This is a genomic window from Corynebacterium sp. HMSC30G07 (assembly GCF_001806945.1).
Lineage (GTDB): Bacteria > Actinomycetota > Actinomycetes > Mycobacteriales > Mycobacteriaceae > Corynebacterium > Corynebacterium riegelii.
In genome coordinates, this window is the sequence record NZ_KV786473.1 from 340,463 (window position 1) to 364,352 (window position 23,890).

The 23,890-nt window shown below is 60.4% G+C and carries 30 protein-coding genes and 1 tRNA gene; 11 read left to right on the forward strand and 20 right to left on the reverse strand.

Features of this window, described 5'->3' with window-relative positions:
• Positions 1-11 precede the first annotated feature (11 nt).
• Positions 12-833: a TatD family hydrolase gene (locus HMPREF3104_RS09880; RefSeq protein ID WP_083279056.1), complete on the reverse strand. Its 822-nt coding sequence runs from the start codon at positions 831-833 to the stop codon at positions 12-14.
• Between the two features lie 162 nt (positions 834-995).
• Between HMPREF3104_RS09880 and HMPREF3104_RS12805 the strand changes: the two genes are divergently transcribed.
• Positions 996-1,226 (forward strand): DUF3806 domain-containing protein, encoded by a 231-nt coding sequence (locus HMPREF3104_RS12805; protein WP_246816412.1) that lies wholly within the window; start codon positions 996-998, stop codon positions 1,224-1,226.
• Between the two features lie 9 nt (positions 1,227-1,235).
• Positions 1,236-1,697, forward strand: a complete 462-nt coding sequence (locus tag HMPREF3104_RS09890) for a hypothetical protein (protein ID WP_141738209.1) — start codon at positions 1,236-1,238, stop codon at positions 1,695-1,697.
• Positions 1,698-1,701: 4 nt separating this feature from the next.
• Here the strand turns inward: HMPREF3104_RS09890 and metG are convergent, their stop codons facing one another.
• From metG to rsmI, 3 genes are all read right to left on the reverse strand, one after another.
• A complete protein-coding gene (gene metG, locus HMPREF3104_RS09895; protein WP_070495573.1) occupies positions 1,702-3,546 on the reverse strand; it encodes a methionine--tRNA ligase in 1,845 nt (614 codons plus the stop codon).
• A gap of 23 nt (positions 3,547-3,569) precedes the next feature.
• A complete protein-coding gene (locus HMPREF3104_RS09900) occupies positions 3,570-5,324 on the reverse strand; it encodes a BCCT family transporter (RefSeq protein ID WP_070495576.1) in 1,755 nt (584 codons plus the stop codon).
• Between the two features lie 61 nt (positions 5,325-5,385).
• On the reverse strand, positions 5,386-6,258 hold the full coding sequence (gene rsmI, locus HMPREF3104_RS09905) for a 16S rRNA (cytidine(1402)-2'-O)-methyltransferase (protein WP_070495579.1): 873 nt from the start codon (positions 6,256-6,258) through the stop codon (positions 5,386-5,388).
• Positions 6,259-6,310: 52 nt separating this feature from the next.
• On the opposite strand from rsmI, the gene HMPREF3104_RS09910 reads away from it, so the two are divergent.
• On the forward strand, positions 6,311-7,894 hold the full coding sequence (locus HMPREF3104_RS09910; protein WP_180950540.1) for a dolichyl-phosphate-mannose--protein mannosyltransferase: 1,584 nt from the start codon (positions 6,311-6,313) through the stop codon (positions 7,892-7,894).
• 8 nt (positions 7,895-7,902) lie between these two features.
• Here the strand turns inward: HMPREF3104_RS09910 and HMPREF3104_RS09915 are convergent, their stop codons facing one another.
• Together HMPREF3104_RS09915 and HMPREF3104_RS09920 are read right to left on the reverse strand one after the other, a co-directional pair.
• Positions 7,903-8,538, reverse strand: a complete 636-nt coding sequence (locus HMPREF3104_RS09915; protein WP_052205025.1) for a zf-HC2 domain-containing protein — start codon at positions 8,536-8,538, stop codon at positions 7,903-7,905.
• Entirely contained in the window at positions 8,531-8,941 is a 411-nt protein-coding gene (locus tag HMPREF3104_RS09920; protein WP_052205026.1) for a DoxX family protein, read from the reverse strand. Before HMPREF3104_RS09920 ends, HMPREF3104_RS09915 begins: the two co-directional genes overlap by 8 nt.
• A 52-nt stretch (positions 8,942-8,993) precedes the next feature.
• On the opposite strand from HMPREF3104_RS09920, the gene HMPREF3104_RS09925 reads away from it, so the two are divergent.
• Complete coding sequence (locus tag HMPREF3104_RS09925; protein ID WP_070495581.1) at positions 8,994-9,590, forward strand: DNA-3-methyladenine glycosylase I; 597 nt, start codon at positions 8,994-8,996, stop codon at positions 9,588-9,590.
• Between the two features lie 19 nt (positions 9,591-9,609).
• Here the strand turns inward: HMPREF3104_RS09925 and HMPREF3104_RS09930 are convergent.
• The 5 genes from HMPREF3104_RS09930 to HMPREF3104_RS09950 all read right to left on the reverse strand — a co-directional run bounded on the left by HMPREF3104_RS09930 (position 9,610) and on the right by HMPREF3104_RS09950 (position 14,057).
• A tRNA-Ala gene (locus tag HMPREF3104_RS09930) sits at positions 9,610-9,682 on the reverse strand.
• Positions 9,683-9,778: 96 nt separating this feature from the next.
• Positions 9,779-10,792 (reverse strand): divisome protein SepX/GlpR, encoded by a 1,014-nt coding sequence (gene glpR / locus HMPREF3104_RS09935; RefSeq protein WP_070495584.1) that lies wholly within the window; start codon positions 10,790-10,792, stop codon positions 9,779-9,781.
• Between the two features lie 356 nt (positions 10,793-11,148).
• Positions 11,149-11,802 carry a GNAT family N-acetyltransferase gene (locus tag HMPREF3104_RS09940; protein ID WP_070495587.1) on the reverse strand — a complete coding sequence of 218 codons (654 nt, stop codon included), beginning with the start codon at positions 11,800-11,802 and terminating at the stop codon, positions 11,149-11,151.
• Positions 11,802-13,094, reverse strand: coding sequence for a molybdotransferase-like divisome protein Glp (gene glp, locus HMPREF3104_RS09945; protein ID WP_070495696.1), 1,293 nt, complete (start codon positions 13,092-13,094; stop codon positions 11,802-11,804). The genes HMPREF3104_RS09940 and glp overlap by 1 nt, the downstream gene beginning before the upstream one ends.
• Before the next feature lie 12 nt (positions 13,095-13,106).
• A complete protein-coding gene (locus tag HMPREF3104_RS09950) occupies positions 13,107-14,057 on the reverse strand; it encodes a UTP--glucose-1-phosphate uridylyltransferase (RefSeq protein ID WP_070495590.1) in 951 nt (316 codons plus the stop codon).
• A 36-nt stretch (positions 14,058-14,093) separates the two neighbouring features.
• Between HMPREF3104_RS09950 and HMPREF3104_RS09955 the strand changes: the two genes are divergently transcribed.
• Positions 14,094-14,672, forward strand: coding sequence for a 5-formyltetrahydrofolate cyclo-ligase (locus HMPREF3104_RS09955; protein ID WP_246816413.1), 579 nt, complete (start codon positions 14,094-14,096; stop codon positions 14,670-14,672).
• A gap of 43 nt (positions 14,673-14,715) precedes the next feature.
• On the forward strand, positions 14,716-15,309 hold the full coding sequence (locus HMPREF3104_RS09960; RefSeq protein WP_052205031.1) for an SAF domain-containing protein: 594 nt from the start codon (positions 14,716-14,718) through the stop codon (positions 15,307-15,309).
• 17 nt (positions 15,310-15,326) lie between these two features.
• On the opposite strand, the gene HMPREF3104_RS09965 is transcribed toward HMPREF3104_RS09960, so the two are convergent.
• From HMPREF3104_RS09965 to HMPREF3104_RS09995, 7 genes are all read right to left on the reverse strand, one after another.
• Positions 15,327-15,542: a hypothetical protein gene (locus HMPREF3104_RS09965; RefSeq protein ID WP_070495596.1), complete on the reverse strand. Its 216-nt coding sequence runs from the start codon at positions 15,540-15,542 to the stop codon at positions 15,327-15,329.
• Complete coding sequence (locus tag HMPREF3104_RS09970; protein ID WP_052205033.1) at positions 15,535-16,101, reverse strand: MogA/MoaB family molybdenum cofactor biosynthesis protein; 567 nt, start codon at positions 16,099-16,101, stop codon at positions 15,535-15,537. The genes HMPREF3104_RS09965 and HMPREF3104_RS09970 overlap by 8 nt, the downstream gene beginning before the upstream one ends.
• Positions 16,102-16,154: 53 nt before the next feature.
• Positions 16,155-17,393: a S1C family serine protease gene (locus HMPREF3104_RS09975; RefSeq protein WP_246816414.1), complete on the reverse strand. Its 1,239-nt coding sequence runs from the start codon at positions 17,391-17,393 to the stop codon at positions 16,155-16,157.
• Between the two features lie 72 nt (positions 17,394-17,465).
• The gene (locus HMPREF3104_RS09980) at positions 17,466-18,929 is read right to left on the reverse strand and encodes a sensor histidine kinase (RefSeq protein ID WP_052205034.1); all 1,464 of its coding nucleotides are present in this window, start codon (positions 18,927-18,929) and stop codon (positions 17,466-17,468) included.
• Complete coding sequence (locus HMPREF3104_RS09985; RefSeq protein ID WP_070495599.1) at positions 18,926-19,624, reverse strand: response regulator transcription factor; 699 nt, start codon at positions 19,622-19,624, stop codon at positions 18,926-18,928. Before HMPREF3104_RS09985 ends, HMPREF3104_RS09980 begins: the two co-directional genes overlap by 4 nt.
• Before the next feature lie 127 nt (positions 19,625-19,751).
• Positions 19,752-19,925 carry a 50S ribosomal protein L32 gene (rpmF, locus tag HMPREF3104_RS09990; RefSeq protein ID WP_052205036.1) on the reverse strand — a complete coding sequence of 58 codons (174 nt, stop codon included), beginning with the start codon at positions 19,923-19,925 and terminating at the stop codon, positions 19,752-19,754.
• Positions 19,926-19,943: 18 nt separating this feature from the next.
• Positions 19,944-20,216 (reverse strand): type B 50S ribosomal protein L31, encoded by a 273-nt coding sequence (locus HMPREF3104_RS09995; protein ID WP_052205037.1) that lies wholly within the window; start codon positions 20,214-20,216, stop codon positions 19,944-19,946.
• Between the two features lie 282 nt (positions 20,217-20,498).
• On the opposite strand from HMPREF3104_RS09995, the gene mscL reads away from it, so the two are divergent.
• The 5 genes from mscL (at position 20,499) to rpsR (ending at position 22,069) form a co-directional block, all read left to right on the forward strand.
• On the forward strand, positions 20,499-20,915 hold the full coding sequence (gene mscL / locus HMPREF3104_RS10000; protein ID WP_052205038.1) for a large-conductance mechanosensitive channel protein MscL: 417 nt from the start codon (positions 20,499-20,501) through the stop codon (positions 20,913-20,915).
• Positions 20,916-21,096: 181 nt separating this feature from the next.
• A complete protein-coding gene (gene rpmB / locus HMPREF3104_RS10005; RefSeq protein ID WP_052205039.1) occupies positions 21,097-21,333 on the forward strand; it encodes a 50S ribosomal protein L28 in 237 nt (78 codons plus the stop codon).
• Positions 21,333-21,497, forward strand: coding sequence for a 50S ribosomal protein L33 (gene rpmG, locus HMPREF3104_RS10010; RefSeq protein ID WP_052205040.1), 165 nt, complete (start codon positions 21,333-21,335; stop codon positions 21,495-21,497). The genes rpmB and rpmG overlap by 1 nt, the downstream gene beginning before the upstream one ends.
• 3 nt (positions 21,498-21,500) lie before the next feature.
• On the forward strand, positions 21,501-21,806 hold the full coding sequence (gene rpsN / locus HMPREF3104_RS10015; protein ID WP_052205041.1) for a 30S ribosomal protein S14: 306 nt from the start codon (positions 21,501-21,503) through the stop codon (positions 21,804-21,806).
• Between the two features lie 14 nt (positions 21,807-21,820).
• Positions 21,821-22,069 (forward strand): 30S ribosomal protein S18, encoded by a 249-nt coding sequence (gene rpsR / locus HMPREF3104_RS10020; protein ID WP_052205042.1) that lies wholly within the window; start codon positions 21,821-21,823, stop codon positions 22,067-22,069.
• Between the two features lie 280 nt (positions 22,070-22,349).
• On the opposite strand, the gene HMPREF3104_RS10025 is transcribed toward rpsR, so the two are convergent.
• Both HMPREF3104_RS10025 and HMPREF3104_RS10030 read right to left on the reverse strand, forming a co-directional pair.
• Entirely contained in the window at positions 22,350-23,000 is a 651-nt protein-coding gene (locus HMPREF3104_RS10025) for a hypothetical protein (RefSeq protein ID WP_070495602.1), read from the reverse strand.
• Positions 23,001-23,020: 20 nt separating this feature from the next.
• A complete protein-coding gene (locus tag HMPREF3104_RS10030) occupies positions 23,021-23,884 on the reverse strand; it encodes a class A beta-lactamase-related serine hydrolase (RefSeq protein ID WP_246816415.1) in 864 nt (287 codons plus the stop codon).
• Between the last annotated feature and the right edge of the window lie 6 nt (positions 23,885-23,890).

Here is a 23,890-nt window from a genome sequence, read left to right on the forward strand (position 1 = left end):
CTATCAAGTTTTTAGACGCCGTAGACCTGCGAAAACGTCTCCCCTACCTCTTTGGCCACTTGTGCAACATCCACCCCACGAGCCTCCGCGATCGCCAGTGCCGTGTGCCCGATTAACGACGGCTCATTACGCGCCCCCCGAAACGGCTCCGGAGTCATATACGGCGCATCCGTCTCAACTAGGTACTGGCCCGCAGGCGCCAACGCTGCCGCCTCCCGCAGGAAATCATTGCGTTTAAAGGTCACGTTGCCGGCAAAACTCAGCACGTAGCCGCGATCCAGCGCCTCGCGCGCGATGTCTACCGGCGAGGAGAAGCAGTGCAGAATCACGTGCTTCGGCTGCGGGGCATCCGCAAGAATGCGCATGATCTCCGCATCCCCCTCGCGATTGTGAATCATCAGCGCCTTGCCGGATTCCACCGCCAGATCAATGTGCCAGCGAAACACCTCCTCCTGCACATCCAACGGGGCCGTGCGCTCCGGGTCATGCGTAATCCAATAGGTATCAATGCCGGTCTCCCCCACCGCCACACACTTCGGGTCCGCCACCAGCTCTGTAAGGCGTGCTCGCGCCGCGTCATCCACCTCGTGCGCACGCGTCGGGTGCACCGCGCACGCAGCAAAAACACCCTCATGGTTCTTGGCTATCTCCAGGGCCGCCTCGGCTTCTGCCAGTCCGTCCCCAACTGTGCAAATGCGCTCCACACCAGCGGCGTGGGCACGGTCAATGAGGTCTTGGGCTGGGTGGGGGCAGCTGGTGAGGTGGGTGTGGGCGTCGATAAGACCGGGGATCGTCTTCGCGGGCTCGGGAGTGGGTCGCGGCTTTTTGCTCATAGAATCCAACCCTATGGCATTTGAACCGATTGACAGCGCCACCCAAACCCAAATCGACCGCGACTTGGCAGAAGCCATCGGCCGCGGCATCGGCGGCACACCCCAAGATGTGGTCAGCGCCTTGAGAATGAGCTCGCGGATTTCCTCGCGCTACCTGCGGACGTGCAGCGCAGCTTCCCCCGCGGCGAGACCGCCCGCATCTACGGCACCGCACTCGGCCAGGCCCTCGTCCGAGAGGGTTACTCTTGGGCCTTGCTTATCGACGCCTACGGCACCGACCTCGTCGTCCACAAAGACGAAAAGTACGCAGCACCAATGATTGTGGTGGACCAGCGGTTCGAGGACGAGGAGACTGGAAAACTCACCACGTTTTTGGCGCAGTTTCTGGGCTAGCCTGTAGCCATGACACGCCTTAGGACTGCTGCCGTCGCCGCCTGTGTGGCAGCGACTGCCTTTGTTGCCCCAGCAAATGCAGCGCCCGCTGATGGCAGGTGCCCGGTCTATTTGGAGACAGACGAGCAGCGCGAAGTGGGCTGGCATTTCACCAAGATCCTCCCCAAGATTCCAGAAGGGGGTGGGGTAACGCCAGCGGTGTATCTCAGCGAGTCTAAGGCTAAGGACCTCTACGGTGAAATGACTGCCATTTCGGAGAGCGACCTCACCAGTATCAACGGCGCGTTCAACACCCCCGAGCACGTGGAGGCGTTTAAGCAGGTGCGCGCGAAGGTGAAGCAGTGCGCGGAGCCGAACGCGGCCGAGCAGACAGACCCCGGCAAGATCGCTGGGATTGTCGTCGCGATTCTCGCGCTGGTCGCCGCACTTGTCGGCTTGGCGCTGCCTTTCCTGCCGCGCCTGCCTATTTAGCCAGCTACTGCACCGGTGCCCACTCCGGGCCGGTCTCCCCCAGCTCCGGGTCAAGCTTTGCAATCAGCGGTTGCGGCTTCGCAAGCTCAGTTCCCGGGGTTACCTCAACGCGGCCCCAGGTTGCCTGCTGCTGGGTGTAATCACCGGTGATGACCGGGTACGTCTGGCCCTGCTCCGGCAGGCCGACACCAACTAGCGTGTGGTCCGCGTCATCCACCACGTCTTCCACCTTCGGCGTTGCGGCCCAGATGCCGGTGCGCCCCAGGGTTTCATGGACGCGCTGCGCGGTGTGCGGCAGGAACGGGGTGAGCATGGCGTTGCAGTCAGACACCACCTGCAGGGCGGTCCACAGCACGGTGGCCAGGCGCTCACGCTGGGTATCATCCTTGGCCAGCTTCCACGGCTCCTGCTCCGCCACGTACGCGTTGGCCTCACCCACCACGTGCATGATCTTGGTGATTGCGGCCTTGAAGTGTGCGCGGGCAAGATCCGCGCCAGCAGCCGCAAACGTGTCCTCTGCCAGCTTGAGGATGCGGTTGTCACTGTCCTCCAGCGGCCCCGGCACCGGCACCTGGCCAAAGTTCTTGTACGCCATGGACACCGTGCGGTTGACCAGGTTGCCCCAGCCGTTGGCCAGCTCATTGTTCACACGGCGAACAAACTCGTCCCAGGTGAAGTCCGTGTCATTGTTCTCCGGGCCGGCCACGGCGATGAAGTAGCGCAGCGGATCCGGACCAAACTCCTTCAGGAAGTCCTTGACGTAGATCACCACACCCTTGGAGGAGGAGAACTTGGAGCCCGACATGGTCAAAAACTCAGAGGAAACAACCTCAGTTGGCAGGTTCAGCTCACCCAGTTCGTGCACCTTGCCGCCCTTTGCGCCCTTACCGGCGTAACCAAGTAGCTCTGCTGGCCAGATCTGGGAGTGGAAGGTGATGTTGTCCTTGCCCATGAAGTAGTAGCCCTCAGTGGCGGGGTCCTGCCAGAAGGTCTTCCAGGCTTCCGGGTTGCCGGAGCGCTGCGCCCACTCGATGGAGGCAGACAGGTAGCCAACGACCGCGTCGAACCAGACGTAGAGTTTCTTCGAGGGGTTATCCTCCCAGCCTTCAACCGGCACTGGGATACCCCAGTCAATGTCGCGCGTCATGGCGCGCGGGCGCATGTCCTCCAGCAGGTTCAGGGAGAATTTCAGCACGTTCGGACGCCAGTCCTCGCGCTTGGATAGCCACGCCTCCAGCTCATCGTGCAGCGCAGGCAGGTCCAGCAGGAAGTGCTCGGTTTCTACAAACTCCGGCGTTTCACCATTGATCTTGGAAACTGGGTTGATCAGGTCAGCCGGGTCGAGCTGGTTACCGCAGGTATCGCACTGATCCCCGCGGGCGTCGGTCGCGCCGCAGATCGGGCAGGTACCCTCAATGTAGCGGTCCGGAAGCGTACGGCCCGTCGACGGCGAAATAGCACCCTGGGTGGTCTCTTTCACCATGTAGCCGTTTTCGTATAGGCCCTTGAACAGTTCCTGGACTACGGCGTAGTGGTTGCGGGTGGTGGTGCGGGTGAACAGGTCATAGCTCAGGCCCAAACCTGCCAGGTCTTCAACAATCTGGCGGTTGTAACGATCCGCGAGCTCCTTGACGGTGACACCTTCTTTATCCGCCTGCACCAGAAGCGGCGTGCCGTGCTCATCCGTGCCGGAAACCATCAGCACGTTCTTGCCGGTCATTCGCTGGTAGCGGGCAAAGACGTCCGATGGGACGCCGAAGCCTGCTACGTGGCCGATGTGGCGTGGGCCGTTTGCGTACGGCCATGCCACGCACACAAGAACATTCTGATTGGTCTGCTCAGCACTCATGACTTCACAGCATAATGAACGCGCTACTTGCGGTTGCGCGGGGTAAGCATTTGTTTGACTTGCTTACGCTTTGCCTCAAACTCCTGCTGGTCCAACAGCGCGCGGCGCTCAATAGCCAGCTTGCGGTTAAAGCGCTCCTGTTCCTTCTTTGCCAGGTAAATCGTGTCATTAGACACGTCCTTCACAATGGCAAACATCAGAGCAACCAGGATGATCAAGAATGGAGAGGCTGCAACAATGGTCACGCTCTGCAGGGCGTTCAGCGTATCTGCGCCGCCACGAGTCAGCATGGTCAAGCCAACAGTTGCGGTTGCAATGCCCCACAATGCAGCCAGCAGTGGCTTTGGAGTGGTCTGCCCGTCCTGGGACAGGGACGCCATCACGGTAGACGCCGAGTCAGCGGAAGTAATGAAGAACGTGCCCAGAAGAATCACGGCAAAGATACCCATGAAGAAGCCACCCGGCAGGGAGTGCAGCAGGTTGAACAGCTGCTCCTCATTGCTATCGCCAGCAATGGAGTTACCCAGCTGCTCAAACTTGATGGCGGTGCCGCCGAAGATGCAGAACCACAGGGTGGAAAGGCCAGACGGGACCAGAAGCACTGCGAGGCAGAACTCACGGATGGTGCGGCCACGGGAAATGCGTGCCAAGAAAGTACCGACGAACGGCGCCCAGGATGCCCACCATGCCCAGTAGAAAATCGTCCAGCCAGAGAGGAACTCGCCGGCGTTGCCATCAGCACTCTCGGCGGTACGTGCGGCCATCTCAAAGAACTGCTGCAGGTACATGCCGATAGAGGTAGGCACCATGTTCAAGATGGCCACGGTCGGGCCGAAGACGAACACGAAAATAGCCAGGAGTGCTGCAACAACCATGTTGAAGTTAGACAGCCACTGAATGCCCTTGCCCACGCCAGACATGGCGGAAAGCAGAAACGCCAGCGTGAGTACGGCAACAATGCCCACGATCAGCTTGCTCGACGGGCTGTCCACGAAGCCGGATGCTTCCAAACCGGAAGAGATCTGCACCGCACCGAGGCCCAAAGAGCAGGCGGTACCAAAGATGGTGGCGAAGATGGCGAAGCCGTCGATAAACTTGCCCAGCCAGCCGTTTGCACGGTCCTGACCAATCAACGGCACAAAGGCTGAAGACAACAGTTGCTTGCGGCCCAAGCGGAATGTGGAGTACGCAATAGCCAAACCGACCACGGCGTACAGCGCCCACGGGTGCAACGTCCAGTGGAACATCGTCTGCGACATAGCGGTGCCAACTTCCTTGGGCTCATGCCCCGGCACACCGTTGATGTACATGGACAACGGCTCGGATGCGCCGAAGAACATCAGACCGATACCCATACCGGCGGCAAACATCATCGCAATCCAAGAAGAGGTACGGAACTCCGGCTGCTCATCACTGGCACCCAAACGAATCGAACCAAATTTGGAAAACGCGATCACAAACACAAACACCACAAACGCGGTGCCGAAGAAGATGAAGGCCCAACCGAAGTTGTCCAACACCCACGCAAACGCATTGTTCGCAAACTCCGTGAACGCATCGCTTGCCGTAAGCGCCCAGCCGACTACCGCGGCAACAATCACTGCCACGGGAATCACAATGGACCAGGAAACGGGGGCGCCGGTTTTCTCCGACTCCATCTCCACATGGTCCTCGGGGGTTTTCGCTTCAGGAAGTTCACCGCGTTGGTCCGCGATGATCATGCTTGCTAGTTCACCTGTAGCTGACGTCTCTGTCGGATTGGCGTCAGGCTGCGACATGCGTGCTCCTTACTACACAATTGGGATAATCATTGAACCCCACGACAGTACATGAGATTTCTCAGGTTCGGGAGTTGAGCGTGGCGTCGTAAAGCAAACTGCCCTTGATTCCATGTGCCTTGGCAACGTCTCTAGCTGCATCTTTCATGCGCTCGCCGGCATCGACGCGGCGAAGGACCTCACCGACCAGATCCTCCGGCTCGGGCGCAGCGGCAGCGCCTCCTTCAATCACCACTGTGATTTCCCCGCGAACGCCCTGTGCGGCCCACTGCGCAAGCTCACCAAGCGGGGCGCGCTTGACTTCTTCATAGGTCTTCGTCAGCTCGCGGCACACCGCTGCGCGACGCTCCGGACCCAAGATACGCACGCAGTCTTCAAGCGTTGCCGCGATGCGGTGTGGGGACTCGAAGAAGCACACCGCTCGGCGCTCCCCCACCAACGACTGCAGCCAGGTTTCGCGGGCGCCGGATTTACGGGGCGCGAAGCCGTCGAAAATAAAATGCCCAACATTCAGGCCTGACAGCGCAAGTGCGGTGGTTACCGCCGAGGGCCCGGGGATGCAGGTCACCGGCACGCCCGCATCGTGCGCGGCTGCAACCAGGGCAAGCCCAGGGTCAGAAACAATAGGCATGCCAGCATCTGTCACCACCAGCACGGTGCCGGTACGCGCCGCGGCAAGAAGCTCCTGCCGGCGGGCGTCCTCATTGTGGTCAAAGTTGGACACAAAACGCCCGCGCGGCACCACTTCAAGCGCGGCAGCAAGGTTCTTTGCCCGGCGCGTGTCCTCAGCCGCAATCACATCGGCCTGGGCGAGCGCCTCGCGCAGGCGATCGGAGGCATCCCCAATATTGCCCAGCGGGGTTGCGGCAAGCACAACACCGTGCGGTGGCAAAGCGTGAGTGGAGGCGTCTTCTGAGTGGGTGTGGGCAGCCATAGCCCCTCACTCTACTTCGGTGGGTGTGTGCTCAGCAGCTAATATCCTTCCCGTGACTATCGCTTCGCCCGTACGCCCGTATCGCCGCAACCGTCCCGCGCCCGGCGCGCCGGTGACCGTGCCGTGGACGCGCCGCGACACTATCGCTGTCAGCGTGATCGGCGTGCTTGCGCTGTTTACGCGGTTTTTGGGCCTGACCGTGCCTACCGGCTCCGGCACGCCGGTGTTTGATGAGAAGCACTATGTTCCACAGGGCTGGGATATGGTCCGCAGCTCCTTCAATCCCGTACTGGGTGGCATCGAATCCAACCCCGGCTACGGCCTTGTCGTGCACCCGCCGCTGGGCAAGCAGCTGCTGGCCATGGGCGAAACCCTGTTTGGCTACACGCCGCTGGGTTGGCGTTTGCTCACCGCATTGTTCGGCGCGGGCGTGGTTGTGCTGACCTTTTTGCTTGCGCGCCGGGTGAGCCAATCCACCGCCATTGGCACGCTCGCTGGAGCTATTGCGCTTTTCGACGGTGTGTTGCTCGTCTCCGCCAAATTCGGCATGTTGGACATTTTCCAAGTCCTGTTCATCGTGGCCGCATCCTGGACGCTGGCGGGAGACATGCGCCAGATTCATCAGCGTTGGCACGACGCGTGGGTTTCCGGTGAGGTTGCCGCCGCAGGTCCCCTTGGGCCCCGGGTTGGGTACCGCTGGTGGCGCTTTGCCACCGGCGTACTGCTGGGTTTGGCGTTGTCTGTGAAATGGTCTGGGCTGTACTACATTGCGTTTTTCGGCCTTTTGGGCTCCTTCTGGGATCTGTGGTTGCGCAAGCGCTACGGCGTGGAAAAACCGCTGGCGGGTGCGCTGCTCAAGGACGTACTTCCTGCGTTAGCGTCTATCGTGCTGCTGCCCGCGCTGCTCTACATCTGGGCGTGGCGCGCATGGTTCGCCTCTGAAACCTCCGTCTACCGCCACTCATTGGCGGACGGCACCATTGCAAACAGCGAATGGGCCTGGCTGGAAAATCTGCCCGATTCCGTGGCGGGTTGGCTCTACTACCACTTCTCCGTGCTCAACTTCCACGGCTCACTCACCTCCTCCTCGGGCCATTCACACCCCTGGGATTCCAAGCCGTGGGCGTGGCTGGTTGGCGCACGCCCCATCCTCTACTACTCCACCACCGACATTGAGTGCGGTAACGGCGGCACCTGCCGCGAGATGATCTACCTCTTCGGCACACCGGTGATCTGGTGGCTAACCGTGCCCGTGCTGCTGTGGGCGATGTGGGTGTGGGTCACGCGCCGAGATCTGCGCGTGATGGTTCCGGTGATCGCCTGGATGGCCGGCTTTCTGCCGTGGCTGGCTGCGTTTGATCGCCAGATGTACTTCTTCTACGCCACCGCACTAGTGCCGTTTACCGCGGTGCTCATCGCCTTGGTGTTGGGCAATATTTCCCAGCGCGGGGAGATGGTGTCTAAGCCGTGGGTGCTCAAGCTTGCGGGCCAGCCGATGCGTACCGGCCAGCTAGCCGTAGTGGGTTACATGGCTCTTGTGGCGGCAGCGTTTGTGTACTGGTCCCCGTTGTTCTACGGCTTCATGGTGCCGGAGGGCTACTACCAGTCCATCATGTGGCTGCCCAGCTGGAAGTAGGTTTTCGGCTAATACGGATTAGCGCTGAGGTAGGACCAGGCGCGGCGCACTTCGATGCCGCGGTCCGCCACCCACGTCCACACCAGCGCAATGGCACTGACCAACGGGATCAGAATGCCGCCAAAGCCAAATTCGCCGGTGCCCAAAATGGCATCACGCACGGCAAAGCCCACGGTGAAGGTGAACATGGTGCCCACCACCAACAGCACGCCTGGGACTTGGGAGGGGCGCCAGGCACACAGGCCGAGTGCTGTTGCCACGCCGAGGCGCACGGCGGCAAAGGATGTCACCATCGGGTCCGTCGTCGCAGCCACAACCGCCTGCACAGCCCAGGCAAGCCACACCAAGGCCATCACCACAAGCGCGATGCGGCCAATAGCGAGTGTGACCATACGGCGCTGCTCCAGCTTGCGCCACGGGTCATTGACGCCTGCCAAAATAACGTCATTCAAGTTCGGCGGGGCTGCTGCGCGGTCAATGTCCGTCAGCTGCATCTGGCTGCGAAGGCGCAGCGCCTCGTCCCAAAACTGCTGACACTGCGGGCACTGCGCAAGGTGGGCGTCAATCACTTCGCTTTCCAGCGCAGCGTCTTCCCCGTCCAGGCGTGCAGAGAGTGCAGACTGGATTTCCTGGTGGCTAATCATCGCGGGTAAGCACCCCATCCAAGCTCGCTCGTCCGGTTCCAAACACCACGATCATAAACAGTGCCGCGGCCAGCACCATCGGGTATTCCACTCCCCCATCTTGTGCGAAAAACCCTTGTGGCAGGTGCACGAAGTAGGCGGCAATCAGAACCATAATGGCCATGCCCCCAGCCACGATGGTGGTCAACAGCCCAATAATGAGGAAGGTGCCGCCGATCAGTTCGACCGTGCCCGCAATATAGGCGGAAAGTTTCGGCTGCGGCACACCGGCACGCGCGAGTTCTTTCGCAGCCGCGTCCATGCCTGTACCAAACCAGCGTTGGTAGCCTCGGGCGATAAACACAACGCCAAGCGCAACGCGCAGGAGAAGGAGTGCGAAGTCGCGCACGGCTGGCCGGTTCATGGCAATAACACTACTCATGGAACCGTCAGGCCACGAACGCAGTCTAATAGTTATGACCCAACAAAAATTGCACCCAGTTATTGGTACCGACGGTTTAACCCGCCCACCGTGGGCGGCAAGCGATCCGTTGCTGCGCGAGTATTACGACACCGAATGGGGCATGCCCGTGCGCGATGAGCAGGGCATGTTTGAACGCCTCTGCTTGGAAGCCTTCCAGGTTGGCCTATCCTGGCGGCTGATTCTTTCCAAGCGTGAGGCGCTGCGCAAGGCATTTTGCGGCTTCGTCCCGGAGACCGTCGCCTCACTCGACATAGAGCCTTTGCTTGCCGACGCCACGTTGATCCGCAACCGCCGCAAACTCCAAGCCTGCGTCACCAATGCCCACGCAACCCTGGCACTACGCGCGGAAGGCACGGACCTGGCGGAGTTCATCTGGTCCTACCAACCCGCCACTACCCCAGAACCGAAGTCTATGGATGAGGTGCCTACGACCTCGCCAGAGTCTGTCCAGCTGGCGAAGGATCTCAAAGCGCGGGGATTCACGTTCGTGGGGCCGGTGACTATGTACGCCTTGATGGAGTCCGTAGGCATCGTGGACACCAACCTGGTGGGCACGTGGCGCCGCGGGGCGTCCGGCGTATGGGTGTAGCGTCACCTTTAGATTTTTGTGGAGCATAGGGGAATCGAACCCCTGACCTTTGCATTGCGAACGCAACGCTCTACCAACTGAGCTAATGCCCCTTGACTGCTTACAGACGTTACTCCCCGTCACCTGTGATGCTAAATCGCGTGGTGACGGGGAGTTTTGTCGAAATTCTTTAGCTTGCGCGTCGGTTGTTAGCTTGCACGCCCGTAGTCGTCATACTCAAAGTCGTAGTCCGGTGCTGTGCGGCGGTAGCGCGGCAGGTGCTCGAAATCTGGGCTTTCATCATCAATGTTGAGGATGACGGCACCGGCGCGCATGCGCTCCCCCTCACGCGATCCAGGGCGTTGTGCCACGTCCACGCCGAGGCGGGCGCGGCGCAGCTGGCGCATACGGCGGGCTCGCAACGCGCGCTCCTGCTTCACCACGCGGCGAAGCGCCACCATGAACCAAAGGGTCAGGCCGATGGTGATTGCCGGCAGTAACCACGCCCAGCCACCTGCCACCACGGCTGCAGTCAGGGAAATCACCGAGGCAACAATCAGGCCGAGGAACGTGCGCTGACGGCGCTGGTAACGGTCCGCGCGGGTGCGTGCGTCCCGGCGCGGGTCGTAACCACCACGACCACGACGCGCCTCAGCAAACGCAAGGTCATCCTCAGTTGCTTCTTCAGTTACTTCTTCTTCGGTCGGATCTTCTGCTTCTGCTGCTTCTGCTGCTTCCGCCTCAACTTCTGATTCAGCCTCTGATCCGTAGCCGAAGTCCTCCGGCGCCAGGTACGTGCCAGCGTCCACTGCCTGTTCGTCAGCCTCTGCGTCTTGAGTCTCTTCGGCTATTTCAGCGTCTTCAGCGTCTTCGACGTGATCGATGACTACCGGTTCTGCCTCGGCAGCTTCAACAACCTCTGCAGTCTCTACCTCAGCAGCGTCTTCGGCGTCTTCAGCGTCTGCGGCGCCAACAGCCTCAACAGCCTCGACGACCTCATAGTCTTCAGCCTCATCGTCGGCGTGGCGGTGTACGTCTGCAGCAGTGAGCTTCGGACGGCGGCGCACACTCGGTGCCACGGTGCCGCCTTCGTGGAGTACGCGCGTCTCATCGAAGCCTTCGCCAGAGCGGCGGATCGGCTTGTTATTGCCAAACAGCATCGGCGCGAGCACAATCACCCACACAACAATGATCAACAAAATGATCAGGCTCAGGCTGCCCATCAGGACGTGTCACCTTTCGTCACAGTTTGAAATCTGCCCTAACGCTATCGGCGCTTAAGTCCGGCCCCCGTCCGGCACGCCGGTTGGTCTTGCCACGATTTTTTATCCCACCCCCAACTACGGCCAGAAGACGTTGCCTCCGCAGCCAACCAAACGGTCTCCAAACACAGATATGCAGGGGAAGATATGCAGGTCTGCAGGTCACGGTCCATTTTCATTAACGGCCACCTTATTGAAAAAACGCTCTGACCAGGGAACCTGCATATCTTCCCCTGCATATCTGTTGAAACCGGAGTGTTGAAACCGGAGTGTTGAACCGGAGTGTTGAACCGGGCTAAACGCGAACACGGCCCCCACTACGGACGGGAAACCTTGCCTCGCTCTACAAGACGGCCAGTTGCCGTGGTGGGATAGTCGTCAACATTCAGGGCGACGAAATGGTGGTCGCGCCACTTGCCGTCGATATGCAGGTTGCGGTGCAGGTAGCCTTCCTCGCGGAACCCGCAGGCGTGCAGCACACGCCCGGACACGGGGTTCGACGGCAAAAATGTGGCCGTCACACGATTCAACCCAATACGGCCAAACGCGTGGTCTACCCCAAGAGCGCAGGCGGCAGTGGCAACGCCCCTACCCATAAACGGCGAATGCACCCAGTAGCCAATCCAGCATTCCGACACCGCCCCGTGCTGGATATTGCCAAGGGTGACCTGGCCAGCAAACTGGCCATCAATGTCAATCACAAAGGGCACAACCGATCCCTCGCCGGCAAGGCGTTTCAGGTTTAGCCAGGAATTTCGCCACGCAACATAGGAGTGGGCTTCTTCCCACGAGCCGTGCGTGGTCGGTTCGACGGGCTGCAGCCACGCTTGATCAAGCAGGCGGGTTTGCATCCAATCGTCCCCGTCGTGGCGGGTGAGGGGGCGGAGGTGGATTGGCGTGGCGTCGGCAAGCAAAAGCCCCGGGGTACGCTCGGGCCAACCCGGGGTGGGGGCGCGGAGAAAATCAAACATTAGGAGCGCTGCTGCAAAAACTCCACGTCAACGATCTCGCCTGGGCGCACGCGTGTGATGCCCTCCGGGATGAGAATCATGGCATTGGCCTCCGCAAACCCGGCAAGCAGGTGGGCCGCGCCACCGCCAGCGCCGGCGAGCGGCTCAACCAAATAATCCCCGGTTTCGGGATCGCGCATCAACCGTGCGCGGATATAGCCACGGCGACCGCCAAAGGACTCAATCGGGCGCAAGGTACGCGCACGCACCGCGCGACGCTGCGTCGCCTTCTTGCCCAAGGAGCGACGAATCGCTGGACGCAGCATGACCTCTGCAACAATCAGCGCTGAGACCGGGTTGGAAGGCAGCAGGAACGCGGGGATGCGCTCCTCCCCCAACAAACCGAAGCCTTGGACCGAGCCTGGGTGCATGGCAACTCGGGTGGTATCAATCTCACCAAGGTCGCGCAGGATGTTAAGCACTGCATCCGCACCCGAACCGCCGATTGCACCCGTGATCACCACGAGCTCACTGCGCGCCACATGGCCCGCGATCGTCTCACGCAGACGGCGCGGCTCAGCGTTAATGATGCCCACGCGAGTCACGTCAGCGCCGGCCTCCTCGGCAGCGGCGGCAACAACGTAGGAGGCAACGTCATAGACTTGGCCCAAGCCCGGCTCACGGTCCACATCCACAAGCTCCAGACCGTAGCTCATCACAGTCACGCGCGGACGCGGGTAGACCAGCACTTTCTGCCGACCCGCCGCAGCCAACAGCCCCAGCTGCGCAGGGCCTAAGACTGCGCCCTGGCGCACAGCGATATCGCCCGGCTGGATGTCAGAACCCGTACGACGCACGAAATCACCACTGGCCACAGGCCTATTCGCAGTCACGCGCTTTGTACCGCGATCAGACCAGGCAAGCGGCAGCACCGCGTCTGCAAGCGTGGGAAGCGGCGCACCCGTAGCCACACGCACCGCCTGCTTCGGCTGCAGACGCAACGGCTTCTGGGAACCTGCATGCACCTCACCCACCACGGGCAGTGCACGCACCGGCTCGCGCGGGGCTACTTCTACTTCTTCGTCGTCCTTTGCAACAACCCGTGACGCCGAGATCGCGCCCGCGCCGCCAACGTCAACGCTTCGCACCGCATAGCCATCCACCGCCGCCTGGTTAAAGCCCGGCAGCGGGTGTGTTGCAGTGATTTCCTCCGCGCACATCATGCCCAGCGCTTCGCTTAACCCCAGGCGAATCGGCTCTGGAGCTACCGCCGCATCAAGCACTATCTCCAGCTGTTCTTCAACGCTGCGCATGGACTGCATGGCTTAGACCTCAGGGTGCTCTGCTTCGTATTCAGCGATGATCTGCTTAATTGCCGTATACAACGCCGGCCCATACTTCGGATCCCGCAAACCAAAATCAACATTCGCCGGAATATAGCCACCCGGATTCCCCAAATCATGGCGCTTGCCCTCATGCACCACAACATGCACCGGATGGCCTTCCGTAATCATCAACTCAATCGCATCCGTCAACTGCAACTCCCCACCCTTGCCAGGTTTGATCCGACGCAACGCATCAAACACAGCACGATCCAGCAAATACCGCCCCGTAGCCACAAGCGTTGAAGGTGCCTCCTCCTTCGACGGCTTTTCCACCATGCCGCGCACCTTCTTCACCACCACCCCATCTACATCCCCATCAGCGTCTTCGACATCAAACACGCCGTAATTAAACACCTCATCAGGCGTGACGTTAAAGGCACACAACACACTTCCCCCGAAGCGCTCACGCACCGCAACCATCTTGTCCATCACACCAGACGGCAACACCAAATCATCCGGCAACATCACAGCAACTACGTCTTCTTCTTCATCCAACGCAGCCTCAGCACACCCCACCGCATGACCTAAACCAAGCGGCTCATCCTGCGTCACCGCAACCGCATCAATTAACCCGAACGCGCGGCCGACCTTCTCCGCCTGTTCATGCTTGCCACGGCTTACCAGACGGTCGCGCAGCGTAGCGAACTCCCCGAAGTGCGCCATAATCTCCTGTTTTTGAGGAGCAACCACAATAGCCAAACGCTTCGCCCCACACGCAGCGGCTTCCTCAGCGATCAGCTCAATGCCTGGCGTATCCACCACCGGCAACAGCTCCTTCGGCACCGTCTTCGTCGCAGGCAAAAACCGAGTACCCATACCCGCCGCCGGAACAACTACGGTGCGCACGCCGTGAAGCGCGCGTTCGGAGCCTTGCTCATTAGACTTCTGCATAAGTCACAACCTTACAGCGAATAAAGGACAGTCCCCGTGAGCGACCCGAGCAGCGCAAAGCAACAGATGAGGCAGGAACATGTGGGGGCGCGCAAGCGCATGCAAACAAATGCCTCCGCAAAGGCCGAGCTGGACCAGACGATTGTTGCGCACACGCGAGCGTGCATGGCCCACTTCGGGGCGCTCGGCCGCTCGATCGCCGCGTACAACCCGTTGCCCTCCGAGCCGGGCCCGGGCGATTTCGCAGCCCAGCTCGCCGCTGACGCTGCAACCCTCTGGCTGCCCATTTCGCTGGCTGATGGTGTGCTTGCTTGGGCACAGTACGACGGTTCGATTGGTGCGGGCGCGCTTGGCATCACGGAACCAACTGGTGCGCGTTTCAACTCGAATGTGCTGCGCTCCTGCGGGCTCATCATCGCGCCAGCGTTGGCGGTGGATCAGCAGTACATGCGCCTTGGCAAAGGTGCGGGCTACTACGACCGCGCACTTACTGGCCTTGATGTGCCCGTGGCGGCGGTGGTGTTTGATGATGAGTTTGTGCAGCATGTGCCACATGACAGCCACGATGTTGCCGTGGACGCCGTGATTACTCCGAGCGGTTTTTTCGTGCGTTAGGGAACCAGGGGCACTGTTTGCGCGTCCAATATGTATGGACGCTATGACACGATTTCGCGCGGTTGCCCACCCGGGCTATCGCCGCGCCATGATGCTGCGCCGGCTGCTAGCCGTGGGGCTTTTGGTGGTTGCGGGGGCCAGTTTGCTTATCGACGCCCACGCCAACGACCCCCTCACCACCACCTTCCGCCAGCCCGTGGCCGCCGGGGCGGTGCTGACAGAAGAAGACGTGGTGTTGAAAAGACTTCCGCCGGAGGTGGTGCCGGAGGGCGCGCTCACCGACCCTGCGCTGGCCGTGGGCCAGATCGTGGCCGCCGGTGCCGCCGCAGGCGAGGTGGTCACCGCCATGCGCTTGGTCGGGCCTGACTTGGTTACGCAGCTGGTGGAAGGCGAACCGCCCGGAGAGCCCTTCACCATGGTGCCGTTGGCGCTGGCAGAGCCCGACATCATGCCGATGCTCACCCACGGCGCGCGCGTGGACGTGGTGGCGGAAGGCCCCGCGGTCATTGCAAGCGGCGGCAAGATAGTCACCGTGGGCGACAACGGCACGGTGCTCGTGTTGCTGCGCCAGTCTCAAGCGGCGGCCGTAGCTGCGGCGTCGCTGGCGCAACCGCTGACGGTGGTGCTGAAACGCTAGGGGTTTAACGCTAGCTGCTACTCGCCGTGGTGCGGTGGGCGCTCATTTTCGTAAAACTCACGGCCGGTGAGCTGCTCAACACCGTCGCCCTCCAGATCAACCACACGCTCCTCATCAGACGTGCCCCCGCTGGATGGTGAGTCAGCCGTACGGTCATAGTCCACGTCCGCCAGACGCTTCACACGGCGACGCTGGCGCGGGTTCGGGGTCTGCTTTTCGTCCTGGTTATGCATCGACGCTGTGCTCATCAAGCTCTGCAATCAAGTGGTTAACCAACGGGCCAATGGTGGCCAGCCCGTCGCGGATTGCCTGGCGGCTCGGCGCCAAGTTCACAACCACGGTGGAGCCAGACACGCCGCAGATGCCGCGCGAGGTGCAGGCATCAACCGCGCCACAGGCCTGGCCCGAGGAACGCAGTGCTTGGGCCACGCCCGGCACCATCTTGTCAATCACCGCGCGGGTGGCCTCCGGTGTCTTGTCACGCGCGCCAACACCCGTACCACCGATGGTCAGCACCAGATCTACGCCACCGACAACGCCGGTTTCAATGGCCTTGCGGATTTCAGACTTCTTGGACTTGGCGTGCACCACCGCATCTACCTGAAAGCCGATCTCAGTCAGCAGCTCTGTCACCAGCGCATGCGTATCATCGTTCGGGCCTTCAAAGCGGCGGTCCCCCACAAGCACTACAAGAGCGCACGGGGTTGTCGGTGCCGTAGTTGCTAACTCTGCGGCACGGAGGAAATCCTCGTCCGGCTCCATAAAATCGAGCGCATCTGGGGCAGCTGACATGGGTTTTCCTCCAATGTGCGGCTATGTTAAGCGGGTTAGATACCCGTCAAACATTACTCGGAACTCAGCGTTGCTTCTACCGTTCTCACGTCATCATTTTCCCCACGCACTTCAAGTGTGACGGTTTCACCAAAATCGTGGGAACGGGTCGCAGCGATCAGCGCATCAGCCGAATCAATCAACCGATCGTTGAGTCGGGTGATCACTTCGCCCTCTTTCAATCCTGCCTGCTCAGCGGGGCTGTCCGGCTCCACCCTGGAAATGCGCGCGCCATGCGTGCCGCTTTCATACACGCTGACCTGCACCCCAAGCATCGGCTGTTTCGCCTCACCGATGTCAATCAGCTGGCGTGCCACACGCTGCGCAAAGTTTGAGGGGATGGCAAAGCCAAGACCGATCGAGCCGCCGCTTTCTGATCCTGTACCGCCGGCCGAAAGCGAAGCGATGACGGAATTCATGCCCACCAGGCGGCCTTCCATATCTACAAGCGGGCCACCTGAGTTGCCGGGGTTGATTGCGGCGTCTGTCTGGATACCGTCCATAAGGGAACTCTGTCCCCCACCCTGACCAGCACGAACCGGACGGTTCAGCGCGGAGACAATACCTGTAGTCACCGTTGCGGATAGGCCCAGCGGGGAACCAATCGCCACAACCTGCTGCCCCACCCGGAGGCTATCGGAGTTACCAAACTCCAGGGTGGGCAGGTCCGTCACGCCCTCGATCTTGATCACGCCGACATCGGTGTTGACATCGGATGCAACGAAGGTGGCGTTGTGGCGCGAGCCGTCATTCAGCGTCACCGTCAGACGACCACCGGAGTTAGCAGCAGCCTCAATCACGTGATGGTTGGTCAGCACGTACCCGTCGGAACTGATGATGGATCCTGAGCCCTCGGCCATGCCACGCATACTCTCCACCTCAATGGACACCACCGCAGGCAGGACCGCCGCAGCGACCTTCTCCACCGAACCATCGGGGGCTTCTTTGACCTCTTGCTGCGCCGGCTGCTCCAACGCCTGGCGCAACTCCGACTGGTTCGAGGAGTTCACACTCCCCGCTACGTATCCCGTCGTACCGCCTACCACCAAAGACGTCACAACCGCCGCCGCTACCGCGGGCCACACACCAGCACGGCGCTGAACACTCTGCTGCGAGTGCTGTGGCTGCGGGGGCTGCTGTGGCTGCTGCCAATATTGCTGTGAGGGAACACCCTGCGGCTGCGGAGGAAAGTCCGGTGAGTATTGATTTGTCATTCCCATGATGATGCCCGCTTCCTCTGTGATGTCGCTCATTCACCAGAAAAATCCAGCATAGAGTTTTCTGGAGGTTTGCTGGGTACCACGCAGCGTCGTCACGTGGGGTGATCACTCAGCGTCGTCACGCTGCGGTACTGAACCCGGGAACACAACGCGGAAACGAGCGCCTTGATCATCCGAGCTTTCCACAAACACTTCGCACTGATGGCGCTGGAGTGCTTGTTTAGTAATGGCCAACCCCAGGCCGGAACCAGGTGTGGAGCGTGTTTCGGTTGCCCGGTAGAAACGCTCAAAGACTTTCTCGCGCTCGGACTCTGGGATGCCGGGGCCGGAATCGTCCACGATCATGACCGCCTTGGTTGTAGCGGTACGCAGGGAGATGCGCACAACACCGTTTTCCGGCGACCACTTCACCGCGTTATCAAAGATGTTGATAATCGCACGACTCATGGCGGCGCGGTCACCATTCATCAGCCACGGCTCCGCACGGAATTTGAAGCTCACATCCGTCCGACGGCGCCGGGCACGCTCAAGCGCTTCATACAGCACCTCATCCAAACGGAACTCTTCCGTCACAGCCCCCGGAGCGTCCTCACGAGCAAGATCCACCAAGTCCGTAATCAGCGCAGACATCTCTTCCATCTGCGCCAACACGTCTCGTTCAAGATCAGCGCGATCCTCCGGAGAAATCTGATTCTCCTGCCCCATGGAGTACAGCATCATCAACAACTCAATGTTGGTGCGCATGGACGTCAGCGGTGTTTTCAGCTCATGACCTGCATCAGCGACCAGCTGTGCTTGACGGGTGCGCGAATCCTGCAGCGTTTCCATCATCTTGTTGAAAGAATCACTGACCTGCGCCATCTCATCGTTGCCATCCACCGGCAAAAGGCGCAGCTCTTCGGTGCGGGTAACTTCATCCACCGCCTTCTTCAGGCGCTGCAGGGGACGCAAGCCAGCCGCAACTACAAGGCTTCCAACAGCCCACGTCAACAGCCCACCTAATCCCGTGATCATCAGCAACGCGGCACCGAAGCTTCCCGCGCTGCGGCCATACGGATCCGCCACCTGGGCCAGCGCAACCCCCGGCCCATCTGGGCTCTGGCGAATAATTACGCGCTCATCACCCAACAACCGGGTCGATAAATAGTCACCGCTCGAAAGCGTGACATACTCGCCACCGACGGGCACCGGATCACCAAAAAACGCCTCTGAGCCTGTAGGCGACACCGCAGCACGAATAAAGGGGTTGTGCTGCTTAAAATCCCAAACCAAGTCTCGCAGCTCATTGGGATCGTCCGTATCCAAACGCTTCGTGTCCTCGAGCAGCAGGTACGCACGAGCGCTCAGTTCACTATCCAAAATGTCCAGCTGCGCTGAGCGGGCAGCCCAAAACGCCACACCGCCCGCAACTAAAACAGCAAGCACCACCAAAGAACTGGTAAGAAGCGCCAGCTGTTGACGCAGCGCTAGACCACGTCCGGACAGGGTGTGCGTGTGAATCGTTGCGTCGGCTTCAACATCAGCCGCGAGGTGTCTGGAGTAGTGCTCGGCTGACTGCCGAAGAATCACGCGGGATTCTCCCGCATCACATAGCCCACGCCACGCACGGTGTGGATCAGGCGGGACTCACCGTCAGCCTCAGTCTTCTTACGCAGGTAGCCAATGTAGACCTCGAGTGCGTTGCCAGAAGTTGGGAAGTCATAGCCCCACACCTCTTCCAGGATCTGCTGACGGCTGAGCACACGGCGCGCGTTCTTCATCAGCAGCAGCAACAACGCAAACTCAGTGCGCGTCAGCGTGATCGGACGCTGGCCACGGAACACTTCACGCGTTTCTGTGTTCAACGTCAGGTCATCGAACTGCATCGTCGCCTGCTCAATGCTGTCCTCAGAGGTTGGTTTCTCCCGGGTACGGCGGAGCAGCGAACGAATACGTGCCATCAGCTCTTCAAGCGCAAACGGCTTCGGCAGGTAATCGTCTGCACCCGCGTCAAGACCGCCGACGCGATCCGCAACGTCATCTCGCGCGGTAAGCATCAGCACCGGCGTGTGATCACCCTGCTCACGCAGGATGCGGCAAACGCCAAGACCGTCAAGCTTGGGCATCATCACATCCAAGATGACCAAGTCTGGGCGATGTATTGCAATAGCCTCAAGGGCCTTCTCACCGTCTTCAGCCTGCTCCACGTCATAACCGTTAAACCGCAGAGAACGCTTCAGGGATTCGCGGACGGCCTGCTCGTCGTCCACAACCAAAATTTTCATGAGCAGAATATTAGCCCAATATGGGCAACCTTTCGTTGATTAGTTAACTTAGAACACAGATGGGGGTAACAAAACCAAAAGCCGGAGCCCCAAGTTGCGGGGATCCGGCTTTGTAGCCTGGGCAGTATTAGAACTGCTCGACGTCAATCAGGCCTGCCTGAGCAGCCTTCACCAGACGGCGCGGGATACGCACCTCCTGGCCGTTAACCTTCACGGTCTGCAGGTCGGCGTTGTCAGCCTTCCACTGCGAGCGGCGCATGCGGGTGTTCGCACGCGACATGCGGAACTTCGGGGTTGCCATTGTTTCTCCTCCTTCGCCTTACTCTGCGGACTTCTTCTTACGGCGAGCCATGCCACCGAAGCGCTGGTTGAACTTCTCAACGCGGCCAGCGGTGTCCATGAGACGCTGAGCGCCGGTCCAGAACGGGTGGGACTCAGAGGTCACGTCAACAACCACGAGCGGGTACTCGTTGCCGTCTTCCCAGGCCTCAGTGCGGTCGGAGGTAACAGTCGAACGCGTCAGGAACTTGTGCCCCGTGCTTGCGTCCTGGAAGATCACCGGGTGGTAATCCGGGTGAATATCTTTCCTCATGTGGATTCGTCTCCCTCAGGATTGAACTTCAGGTCGGTTCGCCATTTTTCGGCGATCGTGCCTGAGTTGGGTGCGAAATTGGTCAACTTCGCCCGGCGATAGCCGAGCAACCTGCAGTATCTTACAGCCCGGGCGCCCCGTTTCCTAATCAGGAGCTTTTGCTTATCGACGCCACACGCAACCACCACTTTCACCCCCTAAGAAATAGGTGGTATACATTCCCATTGCCTTGTGCCCAAGTGAGGCACATCTAATCCATCCCCTTTTTTGAAAGGATTACCCATGCTTAAGGGTTTCAAAGAGTTCATCATGCGCGGCAACGTTATTGAGTTGGCCGTCGGTGTGGTCATTGGCGCTGCGTTCACCGCAATTGTGACTGCGTTTTCTGACAACATCATCAACCCGCTGATCGCCTCCCTGGGCGGCGCGGACTTCTCCGGCTTCGGCTTCCACATCATCAGCGGCAACGACGCTACCTTCGTGGACTTCGGCGCCTTCATCACCGCCGCCATCAACTTCCTGCTCATCGCTGCAGTTGTCTACTTCCTCATCGTTGCACCGATGAACAAGCTGGATGAGGTTCAGAAGTGTCGCAAGGGTGTTGACCCGGAGGAGCCGGCCCCGACCGAGACCGAACTGCTCAGCGAGATCCGCGATCTTCTGGCCACCCAGCAGGGCACCCCGGGCGCCAACCGCTAAAAGCGATTAGGCGATCGCGGCGTAAACCTGTATGGTTGTTTTTCGCTGTTGTCGAAGTACACGTTTACGCCTGCGTCAACCGATTGCATTTGCACCTGTCGCGGACCCTCACTCCGATTGATAAGGTGCTTTCCTCACTGGCAATCATTTGCGTGGGCGGCAGAAGTAAAGGAAGTTACCCATGTCGGCACATTGCCAGGTCACGGGACGTCAGCCGTCGTTCGGCAAGACCGTCTCGCACTCGCACCGCCGCCACTCGCGCCGTTGGAACCCCAACGTGCAGAAGCGGAAGTTCTACCTTCCGTCCGAGGGCCGCACCATCACCCTTACCGTTTCTACGAAGGGTCTGAAAGTTATTGACCGTGACGGGATCGAATCCGTCGTCGCAGCTATCCGCGCACGAGGTGAGAAGATCTAATGGCACGCAATGACCTCCGCCCAATCATCAAGCTCAAGTCCACGGCGGGCACCGGGTTTACCTACGTAACCCGCAAGAACAAGCGCAACAACCCGGATCGCATCACGCTGAAGAAGTACGACCCGGTTGTGCGTAAGCACGTCGAATTCCGCGAGGAGCGATAATCCATGGCTAAAAAGTCCAAGATTGCGAAGAACGAAAAGCGCAAGGAGATCGTCGCCCGCTACGCAGAACGTCGTAACGAGCTGAAGGCGATCATCAAGAACCCGGAGACGTCCGATGAGGACCGTCTCGAGGCTCAGTTTGAGCTCAACCGTCAGCCGCGCGATGCCTCCCCGGCTCGCGTGCGTAACCGCGACTCGCATGATGGCCGCCCGCGCGGCTACCTCCGCAAGTTCGGTGTTTCCCGTGTCCGTATGCGCGAGATGGCTCACCGTGGTGAGCTGCCTGGCGTCCGTAAGTCTTCGTGGTAAGGAGGACTCAAGAAATGAAGCGCAACAATTCGCGTAAGCCGCGCATGGAGCAGTCCCGCCGCCCGAAGAAGAACCCGCTCAAGGCCAAGGGCATTGAGACCGTGGACTACAAGGACATCGAGACCCTGCGTCTGTTCATCTCGGATCGTCACAAGATCCGTTCCCGTCGCGTGACCGGTCTGACCCCGCAGCAGCAGCGTCAGGTTGCTACCGCGGTGAAGAACGCTCGCGAGATGGCTCTTCTGCCGTTCACCAGCCGCTAAGGATCGGTTGACAGCAGCCGAACACCCGCTCTGCCTCTTCGGAGGTTGAGAGCGGGTGTTTTGTTTTCTTTCGCAGCAACCCAGGTCCGACTTCAGCAGATATGCAGGAGAAGATATGCAGGAGCACTGGTCAGAGCGTTTTTTCAATAAGGTAGCCGTTAATGAAAATCGGCCGTGACCTGCGGACCTGCATATCTTCCCCTGCATATCTGTTCTCAGAGGGGCCCGCGGCTACGTGGGAGCGCCACTGTGGGTGGCTGTACGCAAGCCAGGTCCGGGCTTACTCCTCGGGAATAAACACGACCGCGTTGTTGCCACCAGAGCAGGTAAATCCACCGGAGGCGGGCTGACAGCTCATGTCGTAGTACTGCTTGGTAACTGGGCTGTACGTGTTCAGGTGAGTCGGAGGCTTCTTGTTTTCCCGGTAGTAGGCGGCAAAGTCCTCCCCCACTGCCTTTGCAAACCTGTCCGAGGTCAGACTCGTGCGTGGCTCGCCGGCACCGAACGTACGCGGCTTCTCTGAAGTCGTCTCCACAGGCCTTGTCGGGCGCGCCGACGGCGCCGGCGCAGCACTTGACGTCGGGCGTTGGGACGTGGAAGTTACCACGATTGTCTGCGTCTGCGGTTCACCGGTACCTCCGCCTGTGCCGGTGTAAACAAAAAACGCGCCCGCGCCTAGGACAATCGCCCCGACAACCCCGGCAAGAATGTAGATTGGCGCCTTGGACCTCTTCTGCTCTGGCTCCTGGCCCCACTGGTTGGTGTAGTTCCAGTCCTGCTGGGGCGGCGCCTGGTGTGGCGCGTAATGGTTCCACTGGGACTGGTCTTGTGCGCCGTACTGGTACGGACCCGGCGATTGCGGAGGAAACTGCTGGGTGGGAGGGTTCGGGTCCTGCCAATCGTTGCCACGATTATCGTACGGATTCGTCATGTCCAGTTATCTTACTGTTCCTAGTTTGTGCAGGCAGCCTTGGGCATTTGCTGCAATACTTGCCCAAGCTGCCCAGCGATCTGGGTGGCCATCTGTTGGCCTGTTGCGTATTGGCCGTCCGCAGGAGCCACGGTGAGCGCGACGCCGCGGCCGTCTACAAGGCCGAGCTGGCGGATCACGTACCTTCCCGCAGTATCAGGCCCCCATCCCCCTTTGAACTGAGCGCCTGGCATCGTGCCCAAACCGTACGCCTGATCTGGGCTGATGCGCCCCATCATGGCAAGCACGTCGCCGGAGCCTGCAACACACGGCAGGCCTGCGGCAAACGTTGCTTGATCGTGAGTGCTGAACTGTGTTTGCCCGAAAGCGGTAAAACCCGGCCGGGTTATCACCGTGTTCATCGCAATCGGTGAGCCGGCTTCTGCCAGTACGGCCTCCACCTGCGCCGGCGTGACTGCAGCCCAGAGCGATTCAGCAGCCACGTTGTCGGAGACAGTAATTGCAGCCTCTGCAATCGGGGCAAGGCCGGGATCAACGCGCAGCGCCGCAATGGCAATGGGCACCTTGCTGGTAGACCACGCAACGTACGGCCCAGCTTCAGCGCTGGCAAAAGTTTGCGTGCCGTCGGACACAGCCACTGTGGCCGCTCCCCCGTACATGTTCGCTGCCTCATCGGCGATGCGCTGAAGATCTGCCGATAGCTGCGTGTCTGGGTTCTCACTCGGAGTCGCATCAACCACAGACGTTGGCGTGGCAGACTCCGAAGGCACCCCAACCGGCGCGGAATGCACCTCAGTCGGCGCAGGTGGCAGATCGGGCGTGCAGCCCACCAGGAGCGCGCAGAGGGTGAGGGTGGCTGGGGTGGTGAAACGTGGCGTCGGCAAGCAGCA

What these genes read in the sequence shown, in the direction of transcription:
- rpmG (WP_052205040.1), top strand. Translation starts at nt 21,333, where the DNA reads ATGGCACGCAATGACCTCCGCCCAATCATCAAGCTCAAGTCCACGGCG.
- HMPREF3104_RS10025 (WP_070495602.1), bottom strand. Translation starts at nt 23,000, where the DNA reads ATGACGAATCCGTACGATAATCGTGGCAACGATTGGCAGGACCCGAAC.
- HMPREF3104_RS09995 (WP_052205037.1), bottom strand. Translation starts at nt 20,216, where the DNA reads ATGAGGAAAGATATTCACCCGGATTACCACCCGGTGATCTTCCAGGAC.
- HMPREF3104_RS09975 (WP_246816414.1), bottom strand. Translation starts at nt 17,393, where the DNA reads ATGAGCGACATCACAGAGGAAGCGGGCATCATCATGGGAATGACAAAT.
- HMPREF3104_RS09900 (WP_070495576.1), bottom strand. Translation starts at nt 5,324, where the DNA reads ATGTCGCAGCCTGACGCCAATCCGACAGAGACGTCAGCTACAGGTGAA.
- HMPREF3104_RS09960 (WP_052205031.1), top strand. Translation starts at nt 14,716, where the DNA reads ATGACACGATTTCGCGCGGTTGCCCACCCGGGCTATCGCCGCGCCATG.
- HMPREF3104_RS09915 (WP_052205025.1), bottom strand. Translation starts at nt 8,538, where the DNA reads ATGATTAGCCACCAGGAAATCCAGTCTGCACTCTCTGCACGCCTGGAC.
- rpsR (WP_052205042.1), top strand. Translation starts at nt 21,821, where the DNA reads ATGAAGCGCAACAATTCGCGTAAGCCGCGCATGGAGCAGTCCCGCCGC.
- rpsN (WP_052205041.1), top strand. Translation starts at nt 21,501, where the DNA reads ATGGCTAAAAAGTCCAAGATTGCGAAGAACGAAAAGCGCAAGGAGATC.
- HMPREF3104_RS09940 (WP_070495587.1), bottom strand. Translation starts at nt 11,802, where the DNA reads ATGTTTGATTTTCTCCGCGCCCCCACCCCGGGTTGGCCCGAGCGTACC.
- HMPREF3104_RS09965 (WP_070495596.1), bottom strand. Translation starts at nt 15,542, where the DNA reads ATGCATAACCAGGACGAAAAGCAGACCCCGAACCCGCGCCAGCGTCGC.
- rpmF (WP_052205036.1), bottom strand. Translation starts at nt 19,925, where the DNA reads ATGGCAACCCCGAAGTTCCGCATGTCGCGTGCGAACACCCGCATGCGC.
- HMPREF3104_RS09890 (WP_141738209.1), top strand. Translation starts at nt 1,236, where the DNA reads ATGACACGCCTTAGGACTGCTGCCGTCGCCGCCTGTGTGGCAGCGACT.
- HMPREF3104_RS09950 (WP_070495590.1), bottom strand. Translation starts at nt 14,057, where the DNA reads ATGCAGAAGTCTAATGAGCAAGGCTCCGAACGCGCGCTTCACGGCGTG.
- rpmB (WP_052205039.1), top strand. Translation starts at nt 21,097, where the DNA reads ATGTCGGCACATTGCCAGGTCACGGGACGTCAGCCGTCGTTCGGCAAG.
- mscL (WP_052205038.1), top strand. Translation starts at nt 20,499, where the DNA reads ATGCTTAAGGGTTTCAAAGAGTTCATCATGCGCGGCAACGTTATTGAG.
- HMPREF3104_RS09925 (WP_070495581.1), top strand. Translation starts at nt 8,994, where the DNA reads ATGACCCAACAAAAATTGCACCCAGTTATTGGTACCGACGGTTTAACC.
- glpR (WP_070495584.1), bottom strand. Translation starts at nt 10,792, where the DNA reads ATGGGCAGCCTGAGCCTGATCATTTTGTTGATCATTGTTGTGTGGGTG.
- glp (WP_070495696.1), bottom strand. Translation starts at nt 13,094, where the DNA reads ATGCGCAGCGTTGAAGAACAGCTGGAGATAGTGCTTGATGCGGCGGTA.
- HMPREF3104_RS09985 (WP_070495599.1), bottom strand. Translation starts at nt 19,624, where the DNA reads ATGAAAATTTTGGTTGTGGACGACGAGCAGGCCGTCCGCGAATCCCTG.
- metG (WP_070495573.1), bottom strand. Translation starts at nt 3,546, where the DNA reads ATGAGTGCTGAGCAGACCAATCAGAATGTTCTTGTGTGCGTGGCATGG.
- HMPREF3104_RS09920 (WP_052205026.1), bottom strand. Translation starts at nt 8,941, where the DNA reads ATGAACCGGCCAGCCGTGCGCGACTTCGCACTCCTTCTCCTGCGCGTT.
- rsmI (WP_070495579.1), bottom strand. Translation starts at nt 6,258, where the DNA reads ATGGCTGCCCACACCCACTCAGAAGACGCCTCCACTCACGCTTTGCCA.
- HMPREF3104_RS09970 (WP_052205033.1), bottom strand. Translation starts at nt 16,101, where the DNA reads ATGTCAGCTGCCCCAGATGCGCTCGATTTTATGGAGCCGGACGAGGAT.
- HMPREF3104_RS09880 (WP_083279056.1), bottom strand. Translation starts at nt 833, where the DNA reads ATGAGCAAAAAGCCGCGACCCACTCCCGAGCCCGCGAAGACGATCCCC.